Origin of the sequence: Massilia polaris (assembly GCF_012927275.1) — a bacterium.
GTDB lineage: Bacteria > Pseudomonadota > Gammaproteobacteria > Burkholderiales > Burkholderiaceae_D > Telluria_A > Telluria_A polaris.
In genome coordinates this window covers 767,941-787,991 of record NZ_JABBGG010000001.1, presented here as the reverse complement: position 1 = coordinate 787,991, position 20,051 = coordinate 767,941, and the positions used below count along the sequence as shown (strand labels likewise).

General features: G+C 66.1%; 15 protein-coding genes. 9 read left to right on the top strand and 6 right to left on the bottom strand.

The window, feature by feature from the left end:
* Nucleotides 1-41 precede the first annotated feature (41 nt).
* Entirely contained in the window at nucleotides 42-2,819 is a 2,778-nt protein-coding gene (gene prsT, locus HHL21_RS03675; RefSeq protein ID WP_169463851.1) for an XrtA/PEP-CTERM system TPR-repeat protein PrsT, read from the top strand.
* Nucleotides 2,820-2,837: 18 nt separating this feature from the next.
* On the opposite strand, the gene HHL21_RS03670 is transcribed toward prsT, so the two are convergent.
* Nucleotides 2,838-4,511, bottom strand: a complete 1,674-nt coding sequence (locus HHL21_RS03670) for an FAD-binding oxidoreductase (protein ID WP_229495922.1) — start codon at nucleotides 4,509-4,511, stop codon at nucleotides 2,838-2,840.
* A gap of 11 nt (nucleotides 4,512-4,522) precedes the next feature.
* Nucleotides 4,523-5,266: an N-acyl amino acid synthase FeeM domain-containing protein gene (locus tag HHL21_RS03665; RefSeq protein WP_169463850.1), complete on the bottom strand. Its 744-nt coding sequence runs from the start codon at nucleotides 5,264-5,266 to the stop codon at nucleotides 4,523-4,525.
* 307 nt (nucleotides 5,267-5,573) lie between these two features.
* On the opposite strand from HHL21_RS03665, the gene HHL21_RS03660 reads away from it, so the two are divergent.
* The 5 genes from HHL21_RS03660 to HHL21_RS03640 all read left to right on the top strand — a co-directional run bounded on the left by HHL21_RS03660 (nucleotide 5,574) and on the right by HHL21_RS03640 (nucleotide 11,471).
* The gene (locus HHL21_RS03660) at nucleotides 5,574-6,524 is read left to right on the top strand and encodes an EDSAP-1 family PEP-CTERM protein (protein WP_169463849.1); all 951 of its coding nucleotides are present in this window, start codon (nucleotides 5,574-5,576) and stop codon (nucleotides 6,522-6,524) included.
* A 189-nt stretch (nucleotides 6,525-6,713) separates the two neighbouring features.
* The gene (locus HHL21_RS03655; protein ID WP_169463848.1) at nucleotides 6,714-8,243 is read left to right on the top strand and encodes an XrtA system polysaccharide chain length determinant; all 1,530 of its coding nucleotides are present in this window, start codon (nucleotides 6,714-6,716) and stop codon (nucleotides 8,241-8,243) included.
* A gap of 19 nt (nucleotides 8,244-8,262) precedes the next feature.
* Nucleotides 8,263-9,045 (top strand): XrtA-associated tyrosine autokinase, encoded by a 783-nt coding sequence (locus HHL21_RS03650; protein ID WP_169463847.1) that lies wholly within the window; start codon nucleotides 8,263-8,265, stop codon nucleotides 9,043-9,045.
* 107 nt (nucleotides 9,046-9,152) lie between these two features.
* Complete coding sequence (locus HHL21_RS03645) at nucleotides 9,153-10,337, top strand: TIGR03088 family PEP-CTERM/XrtA system glycosyltransferase (RefSeq protein WP_169463846.1); 1,185 nt, start codon at nucleotides 9,153-9,155, stop codon at nucleotides 10,335-10,337.
* Nucleotides 10,338-10,352: 15 nt separating this feature from the next.
* Nucleotides 10,353-11,471 (top strand): glycosyltransferase family 4 protein, encoded by a 1,119-nt coding sequence (locus HHL21_RS03640; protein ID WP_169463845.1) that lies wholly within the window; start codon nucleotides 10,353-10,355, stop codon nucleotides 11,469-11,471.
* Here the strand turns inward: HHL21_RS03640 and HHL21_RS03635 are convergent.
* Nucleotides 11,426-12,550, bottom strand: coding sequence for a glycosyltransferase family 4 protein (locus tag HHL21_RS03635; RefSeq protein ID WP_169463844.1), 1,125 nt, complete (start codon nucleotides 12,548-12,550; stop codon nucleotides 11,426-11,428). The genes HHL21_RS03640 and HHL21_RS03635 overlap by 46 nt on opposite strands.
* Before the next feature lie 135 nt (nucleotides 12,551-12,685).
* On the opposite strand from HHL21_RS03635, the gene HHL21_RS03630 reads away from it, so the two are divergent.
* Nucleotides 12,686-13,582 carry a polysaccharide deacetylase family protein gene (locus tag HHL21_RS03630; RefSeq protein WP_169463843.1) on the top strand — a complete coding sequence of 299 codons (897 nt, stop codon included), beginning with the start codon at nucleotides 12,686-12,688 and terminating at the stop codon, nucleotides 13,580-13,582.
* Nucleotides 13,583-13,597: 15 nt separating this feature from the next.
* On the opposite strand, the gene HHL21_RS03625 is transcribed toward HHL21_RS03630, so the two are convergent.
* Nucleotides 13,598-15,175: an acyl-CoA ligase (AMP-forming), exosortase A system-associated gene (locus HHL21_RS03625; protein ID WP_169463842.1), complete on the bottom strand. Its 1,578-nt coding sequence runs from the start codon at nucleotides 15,173-15,175 to the stop codon at nucleotides 13,598-13,600.
* 297 nt (nucleotides 15,176-15,472) lie between these two features.
* Between HHL21_RS03625 and HHL21_RS03620 the strand changes: the two genes are divergently transcribed.
* Together HHL21_RS03620 and HHL21_RS03615 are read left to right on the top strand one after the other, a co-directional pair.
* A complete protein-coding gene (locus tag HHL21_RS03620) occupies nucleotides 15,473-16,318 on the top strand; it encodes a hydrolase 2, exosortase A system-associated (protein ID WP_169463841.1) in 846 nt (281 codons plus the stop codon).
* A complete protein-coding gene (locus tag HHL21_RS03615) occupies nucleotides 16,315-17,115 on the top strand; it encodes a hydrolase 1, exosortase A system-associated (protein ID WP_169463840.1) in 801 nt (266 codons plus the stop codon). Before HHL21_RS03620 ends, HHL21_RS03615 begins: the two co-directional genes overlap by 4 nt.
* A gap of 75 nt (nucleotides 17,116-17,190) precedes the next feature.
* Here the strand turns inward: HHL21_RS03615 and prsR are convergent, their stop codons facing one another.
* Together prsR and HHL21_RS03605 are read right to left on the bottom strand one after the other, a co-directional pair.
* Nucleotides 17,191-18,549, bottom strand: coding sequence for a PEP-CTERM-box response regulator transcription factor (gene prsR / locus HHL21_RS03610; protein WP_169463839.1), 1,359 nt, complete (start codon nucleotides 18,547-18,549; stop codon nucleotides 17,191-17,193).
* A 32-nt stretch (nucleotides 18,550-18,581) separates the two neighbouring features.
* Complete coding sequence (locus tag HHL21_RS03605; protein ID WP_229495920.1) at nucleotides 18,582-20,030, bottom strand: TIGR03013 family XrtA/PEP-CTERM system glycosyltransferase; 1,449 nt, start codon at nucleotides 20,028-20,030, stop codon at nucleotides 18,582-18,584.
* Nucleotides 20,031-20,051 lie beyond the last annotated feature (21 nt).

The following is a 20,051-nucleotide window of genomic DNA, read 5'->3' as shown; positions in this document are numbered from 1 at the left end:
GGACTCTCTACTCTAGTCGGTAGACCTGACCGGAGAGCGCCATGTTCGAGCAAAAACAACCCTTGTGGTCCCGATCCGTTGCCGCGGCGCTTGCCGTAGCGCTCGGCATTTCCGCCGTCGGATGCCGTGGCGACAAGGAGATCGGCGCGATGATCGCTGAGGCGCGGAAATACCGCGACCAGGGCGAGAGCCGCGCGGCCGTGATCCAGCTTAAGATCGTGATCCAGCAGGATGGCGCCAACAGTGCCGCCCGCATCCTGCTCGGCGAGCTGTACGTCGAGGATGGCGACGCGGTCTCGGCGGAAAAAGAGCTGCGCCGCGCGATGGCGCTCGGTGGCGACGCCGGACAGATCGCGCCCCTGCTCGGCAAGGCAATGCTGATGCAGGGGCAGTACGACCGGCTGCTGGGCGAGATCCAGCCGGCCGCCGAACCGGCGCGCCGGCCGCTGATCCTCGCCCTGCGCGGCAGCGCCCTGCTCGGCCTTGGCAAACCGGACGCGGCTCGCGAGGCCTTCGCCGACGCGCTCAAACTCAATCCGGCCTCGCCCGACGCGCTGGTTGGCATGGCGCGCCTGGCGATTGGTGCGCAGGATACCGCCCAGGCCCATGCGTACCTCGACCAGGCGCTCAAGGCCAGCCCGTCCAGCATCGATGCGCTGCGCCTGCGCGGCGACCTGCATCGCGCCTCGGGCAAGCCGGCTGAAGCGATGAGTGCGTACCGCGGCATCCTGGCGCTGCGTCCCGCCAACATGCAGGCGCTGGTCGACGTGAGCAACCTGCACATCGACAGCGGCAACCTGAGGCAAGCACGCGAGACCATCGCCCAGGCCAGGACAGCGGCGCCGGGAGCGATCGCCGTATTCCATTCGCAAGCCATGCTGGACTATCGCGAAGGCAAGCACAAGGCGGCGCTCGAATCGGTACAGAAAATCCTGCGCGAAATCCCCGACCACCTGCCGAGCGTGCTGCTGGCGGGCGCGATACAGTCGGCCCTCGGCTCCACACAGCAGGCGGAGCAGTACCTGCAAAAGTTCCTCGAATCGTATCCGCGCCACCTGTACGCGTCCAAGCTGATGTCGGCGCTTCATTTGCGCCGCAACGCACCGGACGAGGCGCTCGTCCTGCTGCGCCCGCTGATCCTCGCCCACCCCGACGATGTCGAGCTGCTCGCGCTCGCCGGCGAAGCCAAGCTGCGCGGCCGCCACTTCACCCAGGCTGCCGAATTCTTTGAAAAGGCCGCGGCGCTGCGGCCCGCCGCCCCGGGCCTGCGCACCGGCGTCGCGTTGAGCCGCCTCGGCAATGGCGACAACGGCCGCGCTGTCGCGGAACTTGAGCGCGCCGCATCGCTGGATAACGCCGGCGACCGCGCCGGGATGCTGCTCGCCATGAGCTACTTGCGCGCGAAAGCGCCGGATAAAGCGATGGCAACCGTCCAGCGCATGGAGAACCAGGCCAACAATCCGCTGGTACAGAATCTCAAGGGCGGCATCTGGCTCGCGAAGCATGACCTCGGTGCGGCGCGTGCCAGTTTCGAAGCGGCGCTCAAGCTCGATCCGTCCTACCTGCCGGCGCTCGACAACCTGGCGCAGCTCGACACGCTCGAAGGCCGCCCAGCCGACGCCCGCAAACGCTACCGGAACGCCCTCGCCAAGGCTCCAGGCGACGCCGCATTGATGGAAGCGCTGGGAAGGCTGGCGGCGGCCGAAGGCAAGCGTGCTGAAGCGATGACGTGGCTGGAACGGGCCAGCGCGGACAATCCCGCGAACCTGCGCGTCGCACTGCGGCTGGTCGACTTCTATGCCCGCGCCAGCGAAAGGCAAAAAGCGCTGGTGCTCGCGCAAAAGCTGGTCGCCACTCATCCGGCCAACCCGGATGCGCTTGCGATGCTGGCGCAGGTGTCCTACATGAACGAAGACTTCGCGGCTGCCGCGGAAGGCTACGCCAGGCTGGTCGCCATGGCGCCGCGCAATGCCGGACTGCATGCACGCTACGCGACCGTGCAGATGAAACTGAAGGACGAAGCCGGCGCGCTCGCGTCCCTCAACAAGGCGCTGGCGCTCGACCCCGACCTGGCCGACGCCCAGGTGAACCTCCTCAACGTCCACATCGGCCAAAAAAAGTTCGCCGAGGCCCTGAGCCTGGCGCGGTCGGTGCAGAACCGGCGGCCGGAATCGGCGCGAGGGCATAAGCTGGAGGGCGACGTCCTGAGCACGCAGAACAAGCACCCGGAAGCGCTGAAAGCGTACGAGCGCGCGTTTGACCTGCAACAAAACGGCGCCTTGCTGATCCAGCTTCACGGCGCATTGATTAAAAATGGCAAAGCCGCCGACGCGCAGGCGCGCATGAACGAATGGTTCCGGAATCGCCCCGACGACATCCCGACGCGGCTGTACTACGCCAGCAGCATGGTGGTGGCCAGGGATTACGAAGCGGCCGCGGGGCATCTGCACGCCGTGCTCAAGAGCGATCCCGACAACGTCATCGCGCTCAATGACCTGGCCTGGGCCTACCAGCGGATGAACCGCAAGGAAGCGCTGCATCACGCCGAGCGCGCGCACAAGCTCGCGCCCAACAGCCCCGCGATCATGGACACGCTTGGCTGGATCCACCTCGAGACCGGCAACCTCGGACGCGCGCTGCCGCTCTTGCAGAAGGCCAGCGCCCTCGCGCCGGACGCCGCCGAAATCCGCTATCACTACGGCATGGTGCTGGCGAAATCCGGCGATAAGGCATCGGCCCGCCGCGAGCTCGAGCGCGCTCTTTCGGCCAAGGACTTCACCCGCCGCGACGAAGCCAGGGCGCTGCTTGCAACGCTCTGAGGCCGGTGTCGGATATTTTTACAGGCGCCAAGGCTCGTAGCGGCCTGGAGAGATGAGGCCGTCGGGATCGAGCGCGGCCTTGATCTGCCGCACGGTCGACCAGAACACGTCGGCGTTCGGATCGAGCTGCGCCATCGACTGGTTGCCTACGCGGTAGGGAATGTAGCCGGCCGCCATCACCAGGTCGAACACGGCCTGGTAGCAAGCCATGGCCCGCGCCACCTCTTCTTGGTCGTCCTTGTCGTAGGCGACCGTAATGACGCCGCCGAGCGAGCGTTCATTGATCATGCTGAAAGTGACGAACAGGTCGAAGCGATATTCCTTGAAGACCGGCTCGACCATGCGGTGAAGCTCGAGCAGGTCTTCGCCCCGCATCGGCAGGATCGGCGATACCCACAGCAACCCGCAGTTGTCGGCCGCTGGATTGGCCTGCTTCGGAAATCCGGCTGGCAATCCACCGCGCCGCCGCCAGTACGCTCCCGCCAGGAACCTGCCGCTAGGGACGCCCCGGTTCATCGCGAACAAGGATACGCCAAGGTCCACTTTCGCGCGCAGGCGTTTGCCCGCTGCGCTGTCGCCAAACAGTCGCGCCAGCATCGCAGCCATGCGCAGCTTGCCTTCGGTCAGGACGGTCGTCTTCGCCGCCGTGCCTTTCAGCGCCTGCTTCAGCGCGTGCCGCGCGGCAGCGACCTGCCGCGTGCTGCCATACATCGCGCCCGATACCGTCCAGGCGCCCACCCCGGCCCCGTCACGCATTGCCGCGCGCAGCGCTTCCGGCAGAGGGAAGGCGTTGCCGGCACGCTCACGCGGGTACACGGCGCCGCCCGATATCACGCGCAGGTCGTTGCCGATATGGAGGATGCTGCGCAGCGTGCCGTTCATGCGCAGCGGCCGCAACGCGTCGACCACGGGACCGATGTCTTCGTGCCTGTCCACCGTGCAGAAGAAATGGTTGATGCATTCCGCTTTCGGCATCAGCCAGAGGCCGATGCGCGTGACGATGCCGAAATTCGACTGGGTGAACAGGCCATCGAGGAAGGGACCGACGCCGTAAGGGAACAAATGGGTCGCTTTGGCATTCGGATAGTGGCCGAAGCCGGTATTGAGCACCTCACCCGACGCCAGCACGACCTGCATGCCGGCCACATGCTGCAGGCGATTCCCGTATGGGGAATGGCCGAAGCCGCGCTCCAGGATATTGCCCATGAAGCTGGTGTCGGGTCCGGCGCCGGTGCAGTCGATCCAGAAGTTGAGCTTGTGCTCGATCAGGTAGTCCGACAATTGCTGCTGCGTCACGCCCGGCTCGATCACGGCATACGCCAGCGTCGGGTCGACGGTGATGATACGGTTCATCCGCGACAGTTCGACGATCACCTGCCCGTCCATGACCGGGCAGGCGTCGCCGTAGCCCCAGTTTTTCCCGGTACTGATCGGGTACAAGGGTACTTTGTGGCGCCTGGCGACTCTTACCAGTTCAGCGACCTGATCGGCGCTGCCGGGCGTGATCACGGCCAGTGCACGCGTACTGCGCGAGGACGTGCTGCGCGCATAGCGTTCTATCGTGATGTCGTCGTCGCGCACCTGCTCGACCCCCACCACATCGCGCAGTTCGCGCAGCAGCAGCGCGCGGCGCTCCGCACCCGCCATCGCGGCCGTGCCGGCACCTTGGTCCGGTTCGTCTGTGGCTGTCATGGCGGCCTCCATTAGCTACGCCCGCCCACAAGGCGCGCGGTGATGCCGGGCTCGTCCCAGGTCGGGAAGAAATACGGGTAGAAGGAGCGCTCCTCGCCATGCGCTTCCATCAAGCCGCCCCAGCGGCGGATCCGCTCGCCCATGTAGTCCAGCTCGAGCCGCAGCAGCACGGCAGGCGCGCCGACCCGCGTGCAGGGCCGTTCGCCGCCGAAATCGCGGAAACCCAGCATGCGCTTGTAAAACATGACGTGGCGTGGATTCACTTCGATGATGTAGTCGGTAAAACCGTGGATGTTGCGCGCGTAAATATAGGAGATGTGGATCAACGACGCGAACACACGCTTGGTCACGCCCTTGTCGATTGCCAGCCGCGACGGTTCGCATAAGCGCCGTCCCTGGTTGCGCAGCGCGTCGAGCTTGTCGCGGAAGTTCTCGTCCGCTGGCAGGCTGGTGTCGCGGTCGAGGCACAGGCTCATGGTGCCGACCACCACCCCGCCCGTTTCCGCGTACAGCGTGATCTTGTTCGGCTCGAGGTCTTCTTCGGTCGCGACCGCGTAGCCGCGCCAGCCGTACATCTTGCGGATCAGCAGGCTGGCCGCTTCGCGCCGGCCCGCCGAGTTGGCAAGGCGTATATGGAATACCTGGACATCCAGCGGGTGGTCCAGGCTTGCGTCCGTTCCTTGTTCACCGATACACAGGTCGCGCAGTCCGGTCGGACATACGAATGTAGCAATTGGCAGCTCATCTTTAAGCATGGTTGGTCGTCCTCCACAGGAACCGTCGCCACCGGTTGCCGGCGCGAACGAAAAGTTGTGCCTGTCTGACATGCTCATGCATAAGATAGTTCCCGCGAACTGAGCAGCCATAGCGCAAGTTCAATCCTGCGGACAGCGTCGGATTTTTTGCCACCGCGGTCCGGGTAGGCTCGTCAACTCGACGGTACGAAGGTCAAGGTCTTGATTTGATAGGGGAAAACGGTGTGGCACGGAAGCTGCATTACAGATGGCAAGGCGGCAAGTTGTCGCCCCAGCAATCCAGTTTCATCCCCAACAGGAGATTGACATGAAGATCGTCCGCAAAACCATGCTGCTGACGGCCATGGCCGCCAGCATCGCCATCGGTGGGATGGGCAGCGCGCGAGCCGATGCGTTCGCCCAGTCCATCCTCGTCATCGATAACTTCCGCTTGCTGCATTCGTCGGGTACGCCGTTCAGCGTGACCGACTTTGGCATGCTGACCGGAACCAACGATGCGCACGCTACCGCTTCGCTGAACGGCGTATTCGCGAACGGCGCACAGTCGTTTGGCATTTTGAGCGGCGTCAACCCGGACGTCGCGCACCAGACGGTTGGCACGCCAAACCCAGCCCGGCCCGAGAATAACTTCGCCCCATTCAGCGGCGCACCTCCGGTGCCAGGCACCTTCGGCTATGCCGACCAGAACCTGTCCGGCAGCTCGATCACGATCGGCACGACCCCGGCCGGTGCGACGGCATCGACCCGCGCCGATGCGTCGCTGGCGATGAACGGCATGGCATCCGGTAACTCGGATGTCGGAACTTCCACCACCTTCAGCTTCACCCTCGGTGCGGCCGATTCAATGACGATCGCCTTCGACGCCACGCCATTCACCCAGGCCTACGTATCGGCCGATGGCGCGCCGACCACCAACGCCAATGCCCGGCTGTCGTGGAGCATCAACATCATCGACATGACTACCGGCATGACGGTGTTTACGTACGCGCCGAACGAGCTGAACGCCTTCAGCAACGTCAGCCGCACCGACGGCTTCCCCGGCACCACGACCTACAACCCGGGCGAGATGTCGTTCAGTTCGACGACCGGCATGCTCAGCACCGCCAGCACGTATCAGATCACCATCCAGCACAACACGCTGGCCAACGCGTTGCAGGCGACGCAGGCAGTACCGGAACCGGCCACCCTGGCCATCTTCGGTATTGGCCTGCTCGGCATCACCGCGATTGGCCGGCGCCGCAGGCAGGCAGTGGAATAGCTGGAATGCGCATTTGCCGGTCAGCCGCGCAACTGGCCGGCCCCATTTTTTCTGCCAGGCTCGACAGTTTTGATTCGAATCAACGGCGGCCGAGGTAGGCAAAATTTGGTTGCCCACACGCCATATAATCGAAAATATGTGCGGAGCGAGGCATGCGCTTCCGGTCGCACGACTACGGAGATCGACAGAATGGAGGACATAATCAGCCAGTTGCTGTCGAGCGTGCGAGGCATCTGGAAGTACCGCTGGCACGCCGTCGCCATCGCCTGGCTGGTCGGCGTGGCTGGCTGGATCAAGGCGTATTCGATGCCGGACGAGTACCAGACCACCGCCCGCGTGTTCGTCGACACCCAGACCATCCTCAAACCGCTGCTGTCGAACATGACCAGTGTGCCGAACGTCGAGCAGCAGGTGGCCATCATGAGCCGCACCCTGCTCAGCCGCCCGAACGTCGAAAGAGTGATGCGCATGGTCGACCTGGACGTGCGCGCCACCACCGCGCGCGAGCACGAGCAGCAGGTCGAAAGGCTGATGTCGAAGATTAAGATCGGCGGCACCGCTGCCTACGATATTTACGCGATCAGCTACCAGGACAGGAATCCTAAGCTGGTGCGCGACGTCGTGCAGTCGCTGCTGACGATCTTCGTCGAGGGCAGCTTCAAGGGCAAGCTCGGCGACTCGCAGAAGGCGGTCCAGTTCCTCGATGAACAGATCAAGAACTACGAAGACCGCCTGGTGGCGGCCGAGAACATGGTCAAGGAGTTCAAGCTGCGCAACAGCACGCTGCTGCCGCGCCAGGGCGTCGACTACGGCGCGCAGCTCGCGATCGCCGCCGATCACCTGAGCGCCGCCAGGCTCGAACTGCTGGAAGCCGAACAGGCGCGCGCCGCCATCAAGGCCCAGGTCAGCGGCGATGCGCTTTTAACGGGCATCGAGCAGCGTCCCGCATCGCTGCCAAATCCCGAAATCGACACCCGCATCGCCGCAGTTAACAAGAACCTCGATGCGCTGCACCTTCAGTACACCGAGCAGCATCCCGACATCCTCGCCGCCCGCCGCCTGCTTGCGCAGCTCGAGGCGCGCAAGATCGAAGACAACAAGCTGAAGATGAACGATGGCGACCCTGGCAGGAACTACAGCCCCATGCTGCAGCAGCTGAAGGTCGCGTTGACTGAAGCCGATGGACGGGTCGCGGCGATGGCGGCGCGCGTCAACGAGTACACCGCGCGCCATGCGCGCCTTCTCGCGCAGAGCAATGCGGTGCCGGAGGTCGAGTCGCAGCTGGCGCAGCTGAACCGCGATTACGAGATCAACAAGGACAACTACGAAAAGCTGATCGGCCGGCGCGAGGCGGCCAAACTGTCGGGCGACTTGTCGTCGACCACCGAGATGATGTCGTTCAAGATCATCGATCCGCCGACCATGCCGATCGCCCCAATCGGCCCGAACCGCCTGCTGTTCTACACCGTCGCGTTCCTGATGGCGCTCGGCGCCGGACCCGGCATCGCGCTCCTGATCAGCCAGAGCCGCCCTGCCTTCCTTGGACCGGGCGTGATGCGCGAGATTACGGGACTGCCCGTGCTGGGCACCGTCTCGATGAACTGGACCGAACCCGAGAAGGTCAAACGGCGCCGCGGCCAGCACCTGTTCGGCATGTCGATCGCGGGACTGGCCGCGGTGTACGCCGTGATGATGGCATCGGCACTCCTGAGAAGCTGACACGCAGCGAAGGACACACATGGATACCCTGGACACGCACGACCACGGCGCGGCGCTGGCCGCCCCGGACGGCGGCGCCGATGCGCGCCGCTATGTCGACATCAACCTGGCGCGCCTGCACCAGATGGGCATGGTCACGCACGACGGCGGCCGCACCAGCGCCGCGGAGGACTTCCGCATCATCAAGCGCCCGCTGCTGCGCAACGCGCTGCACGCCGGCGGCGGAAGCAGCAACCGCAACCTGATCGTCGTCACCAGCGCGCTGCCGGGCGAAGGCAAGACCTATTGCGCGATCAACCTCGCCATGAGCATCGCCATGGAGAAGGACCACACCGTGCTGCTGGTCGACGCCGACGTCGCGCGCCCTTCGGTGCTGAAGGTGCTCGGCCTGGCCGCGGCGCCGGGCCTGATGGATCTCCTTCTCAGCGAAAAACTGAGCGTGGCCGACGTCATCCTGAAGACCAACATCGACACCCTCAGCCTGCTGCCGGCGGGCCGCAACAACAAGCATGCGACCGAGCTGCTGGCCAGCCAGTCCATGAGCGCCCTGCTGGTCGAGATCAGCAACCGCTACCCCGACCGGATCGTGATCTTTGACTCACCGCCGCTGCTCCTGACCACCGAGGCCAGCGTGCTGGCCGCGCAAATGGGCCAGGTGGTAATGGTGATCGAGGCCGAATCGACCACCCAGGGCGCCGTCAAGGAGGCCCTGCGCCGGCTGGATCACTGCCCCCATATCAGCCTTATCTGCAACAAGGCACGGTCTTTCCCCGGGGGCGACTATTATGGTTACTACGACTGAGCGCATCCGCCATGCGATGACGGCCGACGAGCTCCGAAGCCAGCCGCGGCCGCGCTGGCAGGCTTTAGCGGCAGTGAAGCGGCCGTCCAATCCGTGCGGAGTCGATCATGACAGTATTTCTTGAACAGCCAAGGCTGGTGGTGCACCTGATCCACCAGCTCGATGCTGGCGGCTTTGAGAATGGCCTCATCAACCTGATCAAGCACATGCCGCCCGACCGCTACCGGCACGCGATCGTCTGCCTCAAGGACTACTCGGACTTCGAGTCGCAGCTGCAAACGCGCGGCGTCGAGATCATCAGCCTGAACAAACGCGAAGGCAAGGACTTCGGCCACTACCTGCGCATGTTCAAGGCCCTGCGCGCACTGCAGCCCGACCTGATCCACACCCGCAACCTGTGCGGCCTGGAAGGGCAGCTGGTCGCCGCGCTGGCCGGAGTCAAGCTGCGCGTGCACGGCGAGCACGGGCGCGACATGTTCGACCTGTTTGGAAAACGCCTCAAGTACCAGCTGCTGCGGCGCTGTCTGCGGCCCTTGATCGGCCATTTCATCGCCGTCAGCGCCGACCTCGAACACTGGCTGATCGACAGCGTCGGCGCCCAACCCGAACGCGTGTCCCAGATCGCCAATGGCGTCGACAGCATCCAGTTCCACCCGCGCCTCGGTCCGCCGGCTGCGATCGGCCCGGCCGGATTCATGCAGGACAATGCCTTCGTCATCGGCAGCGTCGGGCGCATGGTCGACCTCAAGAACCATGTCACACTGGTCGAGGCCTTCCTGCGGCTGATCGCCTCGCCCCATCCCGCACACCAGCGCCTGCGCCTGATGATCGTGGGCGATGGCCCGGCGCGCGCCGAATGCATCGACATGCTGACACGCGCCGGCGCCTCGCACCGCGCCTGGCTGCCGGGCGAGCGCGGCGACATCGCGCAACTGCTGCGCGCGATGGACCTGTTCGTCCTGCCGTCGCTGGCGGAAGGCAGTTCGAACACCATCCTCGAGGCGATGGCGACCGGCCTGCCGGTCGTGGCCACCGCAGTCGGCGGCAATACGGAACTGGTGCGCGCGGGCTTCACCGGCATCCTGGTGCCGCCCAAGTCGCCGGAGCTGATGGCGGCGGCGATCGCCGACTACTGCCGGATTCCCGAAATGGGCGCGCGTCACGGCATGCGCGCGCGCAGCCAGGTCATCGCCCAGCACAGCCTTCCGGCGATGGCGCGCGGCTACTTGGCCGTTTACGATTCGCTGACCCAGCCGCCGCCCTGCCCGCACACCCTCGCCAACCGCGCCTGACCCGGGACCGGCCGCATGCGCATCCTGCACGTGCTCGATCATTCGATCCCGGTCCATACCGCCTACTCCCACCGTACGCTGTCGCTGCTTCGCCAGCAGCGCGCGCTCGGCTGGCACACGATACAGCTGACCGGCCCGGCCCAGGGCAAGGTCGAGACCGAGGACCGCAACCGCGACGGCTGGCACTTCATCCGCACCCGGCCCGGCCCGGAATGGCTGCCGCCGTCGTTGCTGGCGCGGCGCATGGCGCGCCGCCTGCGCCACGCAATACGGCTGTCGCGCCCGGACCTCCTGCACGCCCATCCGCCGGCGCTGAACGCGATCGCGGCGCTGTGGGCCGGCTGGCGCAGCGATGTGCCTGTGCTGGTCGAGATGCATGGCGGGACCAGGAGTGCGGCGGACAATTACATCGCCCGCGCCGCTGCGGCGGTCGTCACCGACAGCTTCGCGCTGCGTGCCGGCCTGCTGGCGGGTGGCGCCGCCGAGGGACGCATCAGCGTCATTCCACCCGCGATTGACCCGGCGCGCCAGCCTGCCGGTCCGTGGCCCGCGTACCTGCCCGGCCAGGGCGGGCCTTTGCTCGCCTATGCGGGACCGTTCGGACAGCGCGACGGCGTACACCTGCTGATTGCTGCAATGGCGCCGCTGCTGCGGGTGCATCCGGCGCTGCGGCTGGTACTGGCCGGCGCCGGCCCGGCGCAGGCGCAGGCGCAGCTGATGCAACTCGCTGGCGTCCATGGCGCCGCGGTGCTGTTCCCCGGTCAACCGGAACGCGAAAGCCTTACGGCGATATACGCAGCGGCCGACCTTGTGCTGTTCCCCGCCTTGCCGACGCGCTCCTTCATGGTGGCGCGCAAGCCGCTTGAAGCGATGGCGCATGGGGCGCTGGTGCTGGCGTCGGACATCGGGCCGCACCGCGAGCTGGTCGATCACGGCCGCAACGGTATCCTGTTCGAAGCGGGAAGCGTGGACAGCCTGGTGGAATCGGTATTGGCGCTGCTGGCGGAGCCGGGCTGTATGCAGCCGCTGCGCGAACGCGCGCGTACGTTCGCAGAGGTCGAGCGCGGCTGGGAAACCGCGGCGCGCAGTTACGGGCCTGTGTACAAGCGGCTGCTCGAATGCGTTGGGCGATGAAATATGCCGGCCGGCGCTTCGTGGCGCGGATAGCCGCCAGCCACTTCAACATAGCAGCGCGCAATCTGCCGGGCGATACGGTCCCAGGTCAGGTCGCTGACGAGCGAGCGCACTGCGGCGCGTCCAGGCGGCTCGTCGATGAAGCCCAGCACCGCGCGCTTGATGCCGCTCGTATCGCCGGGCGTGATGGTCCTCAGCGCGAAGCCGGAGTCCGGAATCGTCAGTTCGCTGCCCGAACTGTTGACGACCGGGGTGCCGGCGGCCAGCGCTTCGAGCGCCGGCATCGGCTGCACCTCGGCCTGCCCCGGCAGCGCGAATACCGCGGCGGCCGCGAACGCGCTGGCCAGCAGCGGGTCGTCATGGCGCAGCTTGCCCATGCAGGTCACGCCGCGCACCTGCCTGACCTGCGCAAGGTAATCCTGGTCGCGCTCCTGCGCTTCGCCCACCAATACGAAAGGCAGCGCCATCTCGGCCAGCGCGCGCGCCATGCCCAGCTGGTCTTTGTGAGGCGCGATCGCCCCGACCATCAGCACAAAGGGACCGTCGAGGCCGGTGCGCGCGCGGAACAGCGCGCCGTCGGCATTGAAGAACTGCGGCGATATCCCGTTCGGGAACACGCGCACCCGCGCAGGCGAAACGAGGAAGGCTTCGCCAATCGCGCGCTTTTCGGCTTCGCCGAGTGCGACGATGAGGGTCGCCAGCTGCAGCGCGCGCCGGGTCTGCGCATAGCTGGTCTCGACGTTCCAGGCGGTGAGGTTGCCGAGCACGCGGTCGGCGACGCGCGCCCGCGTGCCGCTGGAGCGGTTCCACCCCGGCGAGATCAGCGGCGACAGGATAACCGGCACGCCCAGTTCCGACGCCGCTTCGACCATGCGGTGATTGCCATGCACCGCCGCGAATACGTGGATCAGGTCATACGCATCCAGCCTGCCGCGGCACGGGTCGGCCAGCTCAACCGTAATTGTCTCGCCATCGACGCTTTCGATGCGATTCAGCGCGCGGATGGTCTCGCGTATCTGTATCTGCAGGCCGCCCTCGCGCTGGAACAGCATCGGGTAAGACAGGATTCCGATACGCATAAAGTTCTCCACCTTGAAAGGGTTTGCGGCATGACTCGGCGCAACAGTCATGCAACGGCGCCGGTCTATATTCGATGCACCTGATTGTGTGAGTGTAGTGGCCAGCTCCGGTGCAACGTTGACAGGTGTCAATCCATGCAAGTACCGCTTTCGATTGTGCTCTACCGCCGTGTGCTCGCCAGGCCCGACGCGCTGTTCCCTGAACAGATCGACGCGCTGCGCTTCGAGCAGCAGGTCAGGCTGCTGACCCGCTGGTTCAAGCTGCTGCCGCTGTCGGATGCGGTGCGCCGGCTGCGCGAACGCACGCTGCCGGGATGCGCCGCCTGCATCTGCTTCGAAAACGGCTACGCCGACAATGCTTCAGTGGCGCTGCCCATCCTGCAGCGCTACCGTGTGCGCGCGACCTTTTTTGTGGCCAGCGGCTTTCTCGATGGCGGCTGCATGTGGAAGGACGCCGTGATCGACGTGGTCCGCAGCGCGATCGGCGACCGCCTGAACCTGACCGCTAGTGGCTTCGCGACCTACGACCTGGCTTGCCCGTTGCGCCGGCGCGCGGTGATCGACATGCTGATCGATACCCTGGGACGGCTGCCGCACGGCGAGCGGCTCGAGCGCATCCGCGGCATGGCGCGCAGCTTCGCGCCGACGATGATGACTTCGGACGAAGTGCTGGCCCTGCACCGATCCGGCATGGAGATCGGCGCGCAGACTGTCAGCCATCCTGTGCTGACATCGATCTCGAACGCCGATGCGCGCCTCGAAATCGCCAACGGACGCGCCAGGCTGCAGGAGATCATCCAGGCGCCGGTACGCCTGTTCGCCTACCCGAACGGCAAACCGGGACAGGACTTCGAAATGCGCCATGTGCGCATGCTGCGCAGCCAGGGCTTCGACGCGGCGATCACCAGCGCTCACGGCGCCGCCCGCCACGACACCGATCCAATGCTGCTGCCGCGCTTTATGCCATCGGAAAGGGGCGCGGCGGGCCTGCTGCTGCGCATGGCATGCAATCTTGCCAGTACACCGGCTTGACGGCCAACGTTCCGGTCACGGGACAAGCTCGGCGAACAGATGCGCCAGTTCGCTGGCCAGCATGCGCCGGTCGAACTTGCCGTTCGGGTTGCGCGGCAGCGGTCCCGGACGCAGTTCCACCAGTGCCGGCAGCATGTACGACGGCAGCCGCGCTTTGCACGCGGCCAGCAGCGCGGCCGAATCGGGAACGCCGCTGTCGCCCGGTGTCGCCACGACCGCGATCGCCTGCCCCAGCACCGGGTGCGCGACGCCCAGCGCAACCGCCTCGCCCACCATCCCGGTCGCATACAGCACGTCCTCGATCTCGGTGGGGCTGATGCGGTAGCCGGACGTCTTGATCATTTCATCGGTGCGGCAGATGAAGTACAGGTAGCCTTCCTCGTCCATGCGGACGGTATCGCCGGACCATACGACAGCGCCGGGACGCGGCTGGCCGGCGCACGGTGGCAGTGGCCGGAAGCGTTGCGCCGTCTGTTCCGGATCGCTCCAGTAGCCCAGCGAGACCAGCGGCCCGCGGTGCACCAGCTCCCCTGGTTCGCCCGGACCGCACGGACGTCCTTCGGGGTCGAGCACCAGCACTTCCGCATTCGGTATCGCCTTGCCGATCGAGTCCGGCCTGGCGTCGACCTGTTCGGGAGCCAGGTAGGTCGAGCGGAACGCCTCGGTCAGGCCGTACATCAGGTAGATGCGGGTGCGCGGCAACGCCTGGCGCAGCGTGGCGAGCGTTGGACGCGGCATGCAGCCGCCGGAACTGGTGATGTAGCGCAGCCGGTGGCGCCCGCGCCAATCGAGGTTGGCAAGCTGGATCCACAAAGTCGGCACGGCGGCCAGGCCGGTGATGCGCTCGCGGTCGATCATCGCCGGGATATCGCGCGTCAGGACTTGGTTCATCAGGACCACGGCGGCGCCGCTGGCGAACGCCGTCGTCAGCTGGCTCATGCCGTAATCGAAGCTCAGGGGAAGGATCGCGAGGATGCGGTCGGCCGGGCTGTTGCCGAGGTAGCGCGCGACGCTGCAGGCGCCGGCCACCACGTTGCGGTGCGACAGCACCACGCCCTTCGGTGGGCCGCTGCTGCCCGAGGTGTACAGCAGCGCGGCCATGTCGGTCTCGATGGTCCGGTGCAGCGCGGCGCCGCGGCCGCGCGCCAGGAACTCGCGCCACTCGGTGACCGCCAGGCCGGCGATGTGCGGCGCTTTCGCGTCCGTCACAAGCACATGCCGGAGTTCGGGACAGTCGCCAGCCACGCCCACAAGCATGTCGAGCCGCGCGCTTGTCGTGACCAGCACGCACGCATTACTGTCGCGCAGGACGTGCGCTACCTGCGCGGGCTTGAGCAGCGGATTGACGGGGACGAAAACGCATCCCGCCGCAGCCGCCGCGAACATCGCCACCACCGCTTCGTGGCGCTTCTCGATAAAGATCGCGATGCGGTCGAAGCGCGCCAGCCCGAGCGCGGCAAAGCCGTGCGCGGCCTCCTCGACGCGGTCGGCGAGCTCGCGGTAAGTCAGGCGCAATTCGCCGTCGACCAGCGCTTCGGCCAGCGGGCGCCGGTCCGCGCTTTCCGCGATCAGTTCATGAATCAGTTCAGCCATGTCGTCCCCTCTATGAGCGCTACCCAATCCATCATTGTGAAAAACCGCGGCGGCCTTTTTGATTGGGGTCAACTATTGAACGGCCCGCATGAGCTTGTTCCCCCTCAAGATGAGCGGTTTTTCGGGGGTGTCTAATGAATCAGGGGTAGAAGGCATGACAACGCTTTCCATCACGCGACCACCTGGAGCCGCCATGCGACCAACCGACAACGTCCTGCATCCCGTTCGCACCTGGCCCGGGCTGGCGGCAGCCCCAGTAGAGCGTCGTGCGAAAGATGTGCAAGAGAGGCCAGACCCATGAACGCCCCGCTGGTATCCACCCCGCGCGTGGAAGCGTTTTTCTTCGATGCCGATCCCGGCACCCGTTTCAGCCTGTACCACGCCCCCGATCCAAACCGGCCGGAGCGCGGCGCAATCCTGTACGTGCACCCGTTTGCCGAGGAACTCAATCGCACGCGCCGCATGGCGCTGCTGCAGGCGCGCCACTTCGCCGCGCTGGGCTACGCGGTACTCCAGATCGACCTGTTCGGCTGCGGCGACAGCTGCGGCGATTTTTCCGCGGCGCGCTGGGACGTCTGGCGCCATGACCTCGGCCTGGCGCTCGACTGGCTGCGCCAGCGCAGCGCCGGCCCGGTGCAGCTGTGGGGCCTGCGCCTCGGCGGCCTGCTGGCGCTCGACTTCGCGTGCGGCAGGCCGGTAGACGGCATCATCCTGTGGCAGCCCTTCATGCACGGACGCACCTGCATCAACCAGTTCCTGCGCCGGCAGCTGGCCGCGCAGGGCGACAATCCGCCGGACGGATCCCCGCGCAGCACTGCGGCCATGCGCGCCCACCTTGCGGCGCACGGCAGCATCGAGGTGGCCGGCTATGCGCTCACGCGCGAACTGGCGCAGGCGATCGACGCTTGCGACGCCGCCGTGCTGGAAGTGCCGGCCTGCCCGATCCATTGGTTCGCCAGCGGTGCGCCAGCGCCGATCCGGCTTGCCGCCAGCGCGGCGCGCCTGACCCGGCGCTGGGGCGAGCGCGGCGCCACGGTCCGCTTCCACCAGGTCGACGGCGCCCCCTTCTGGACCCCGATCGTGGACGCCGAATGTCCGGCCCTGCTAGCCGCCACCAGCGCCGTGTTTGGAGCCGGACCATGAAGTTCGGCCAGCGCGCGCTGCGTTTCCACTGCGTCGGCAGCTGCCTGGTCGGCATCATCGACGTGCCCGAACGCCCGATCGAACGCGGCCTGCTGGTCGTCACCGACGCCGCCCAGTATCGGGTCGGCGGCCACCGCCAGTTCGCGCTGCTGTCGCGCACCCTGGCCGGGCGCGGCATCCCGGTGATGCGCTTCGACCACCGCGGTTGCGGCGACAGCGAGGGTAAAGCGCGCAGCTGCGATAGCATCGACGACGATGTACGCAGCGCGATCGCCGAGTTCTTCATGCAGATACCCGACATGAAGGAGATCGTCGTCTGGGGCCTCGGCGAAGCTGCCACTGCCGCCGCCCTCTACGCCCATACCGACCCACGCGTGCGCGGCCTGATCTTGCTGAATCCCCGCGTCGGGATGCCGGCGCCGGCTTTGCGCCCGGGTCCGCGCCAGTACTACCTTGGACGGCTCGGCGAGCTGGGTTTCTGGAAAAAGGTCGCCACCGGCAACGTCGATTTCGCAGCCAGCGCGGCGGCGCTGCGCCAGCACCTGCGCGAGGCCGCCGCCGACAAGACGATGGAGCTGCCCGAGCGCGTAATCGCCGCGCTGTCCTGCTTCGAAGGCCAGACCCTGGTAATACTTGGCGGCGCCGGCGACAGCGCGCGCGAGTTCGACCAGCTGATCGGCAAACACGGACTACGCTGCCGGCGCGTCGAGATCCCGCTCGCCGACGACACCTTCGCCAGCCGCAAATGGCGCGACGAAGTTGCGCAGGTCACCGCGCACTGGATCGTCACATGGTGAGCGCAACCCTGCTGCGAGCCGTGCTGGCGGCCCCAACAACAAGCTGCTCGAGGCCGGCCAGTGGAAGGACGGCGACTAAGGCAGCTGCGCCTTGACGCCGTGGTGATGCATCAGGTCGTACAGCGTCGGACGGCTGACCCCGAGCAGGTGGGCGGCCTTGACAATATTCCCATCCGAGCGCGCAAGCGCCATCACCATGACCTTGTACTCGGCCGCATCGCGCACCTCGCGCAGGTTGATGGCGGCATCGGTGTTCTCCATTACCGGCAGGCCAAGGTCATCGACACCGATCTGCGGACCGTCGGACATGATCACCGAGCGCTTGATGCAGTTCTCCAGTTCGCGCACGTTGCCGGGCCACTGGTACTCCTCGATCGCCGCGATGGCATCCACGCTGAACGCCATCAGCGGACGGCCCTCGGCCTGGCAGAAACGGTTCCGGAAATGGTGCGCCAGCAGCGCCGGGTCTCCCACCCGTTTGCGCAGCGGCGGGATCTCCAGCACGATCTCGCGCAGCCGGTACATCAGGTCCTCGCGGAAGCGGCCGTCGCTCACCATCGCGGCAAGGTCCTGGTGCGTGGCGCACACCACCCGCACATCGATGGGAATCTCGCGCCGCCCTCCAATGCGCTCGATCACGCGCTCCTGCAGGAAGCGCAGAAGCTTGGCCTGCAGCGAGGGCGCCATGTCGCCGATCTCATCGAGGAAAAAGGTGCCGCCGTCAGCCAGTTCGATCTTGCCGAGGGTTTGCTGGCCGGCGCCGGTGAATGCGCCCTTTTCGTGGCCGAACAATTCGCTCTCGAGCAGGTCGGCCGGAATGGCCGCGCAGTTGATCGCGACGAAGCGCCGCTCATGGCGCGCGCCCAGCCTGTGCAGTCCGCGCGCGACCAGCTCCTTGCCGCTGCCTGACTCGCCGAGCAGCATTACCGTAGCCGACGACGGGGCGACCTTCTCGACGCCCCGGCAAAGCCTGAGCATGCCCGGGTCGCGCGTGACGATGCCGGCCAGCGGGGACTCCGCCTCGATCTGCAGCATGCGCCGGTTCTCCTGCTGCATGCCGTGCAGCTTGCACGCGCGCGCTACCACCAGCGCAAGCGTGGCGGGTTCGAACGGCTTCTGGTGGAAATCGTAGGCGCCCAGCGACACCGCCTTCAATGCATTCGAGCGCTGCTGGTTCCCTGACACGATAATCACCTTGGTATCCGGCGCCAGCGCGAGGATCTGCTGGAGTGTCGCCAGGCCCTCGTTGGCGCCATCCGGATCGGGCGGCAGGCCGAGGTCGAGCGTCACGATGGGCGGCTGATGCCGATGCAGTTGCGCGAGCGCGGTTTCGCGGTCGCCGGCGACGATTACCTCGTACTCGTCGAAACTCCAGCGCAGCTGTTTTTGCAAGCCCGCGTCATCCTCGACAACCAGCAGCTTCGTCTTGCCCATCGGGTCCTCCGTCAATATGGATTGGCCGCTTCCTACCTGCTGCCTTTGCCGAACAGGACCACCTGCACGGTATCGATCAGGATCAGCAGGTCGAGGAACAGGCTGTTGTTCTTCACGTAGTACAGGTCGTACTGCAGTTTCTCGATGGCGTCTTCGACCGACGCGCCGTACTGATAGCGTACCTGCGCGAGTCCCGTGATGCCGGGCTTGATGCTGTGCCGGACGCCGTAGTAGGCGATGTCGCGCTCCAGCTGACGCACGAAGAAGGCGCGCTCCGGACGCGGCCCGACGAAGCTCATCTCGCCGCGGAAGACATTGAACATCTGCGGCAGTTCGTCGATGCGCAGCTTTCGGATGATCCGTCCGATCCTGGTGATGCGCGGATCGTCATGCGCGGCCCAGGTCGGGGTGCCATCCTGCTCCGCGTCCTTGCGCATGCTGCGGAATTTGAGCACGCTGAAAACCCGGCCATCGAGACCGACGCGCTCCTGGCGGTAGAACACCGGGCCGCCGTCCTCCAGCACGATGGCGGCCGCAGCAACCAGCATCACCGGCAGCGACAGCGCGGTAATGGAGCCGCTCGCGGCCAGGTCGAACGCACGCTTGGTGGCCGCACGTACGAAGCTTTGGTCGAAGCCGCCGCCGAAAATCAAGTAGCTCGGCTGCAGCGAGTCCATGCGGATCTGGCAGGCCTCGCGCTCGAAGAATGTCGCGGCGTCGATGACGCGAACCCCGCCGAGCGCGCATTCGAGCAGCTGGCGCACCGGGAAGCCGCTGCTGCGCCGGTTGGCGACGGCGACCACGATTTCGCTCGCCTCGTACTTGCGCGCCATCGCCAGCAGCGATTCGCCGATCGGCAGCAGGCTGGAGTCGGGCACGCAGTTTTCTTCGCCCGCTACAGGCACGCAGCCGATCACGTGGAACTGATGGAAGCCGAACTTGTTCGACGCGAGCTCGATGCACTCATGCGCGAGCTGGCCGCCGCCGACGAACAGCAGGCGCGCCTCCAGCAGCGCCGACTCCGCCGACTTGAACACCACCAGCCGCGTGATCACCACTCCGGTCGCGCCGACCGCAAAAACCAGGATGCTGATCCCGCGCCCGAAGTACAGGTCCGGCCGCACAGCGATCAGTGCCGACAGCAGCGTGAACCCAAGCCCGAACGACGGCATGATGCGAATCAGCGTGGTGCGCAGGCCCTCGCGCGAGCTGTGCTGGTACATGCCGAGCGCGCTCATGCTGAAGATGATCACCAGCGCGAACGTGAGCGAAGACAGGTAAAGGCTATCGGCGCGGAAGTGGCCGCGGCCGTCGGAAAACCACAGGACCGAGGCGACGCTGGCCGACGCCAGCAACATCAGCAGCTCAAGGAACAGCAGGATGAACGCCATTTTGGAAACGTAGTGATTGAAGATCCGTATCACATCTTCTCCCGGCAAATGGAAGGCGCCTGCCACGTGGCGCGCAGGCATTTGCATCATTGCCGAATCTTGCATTTAGTG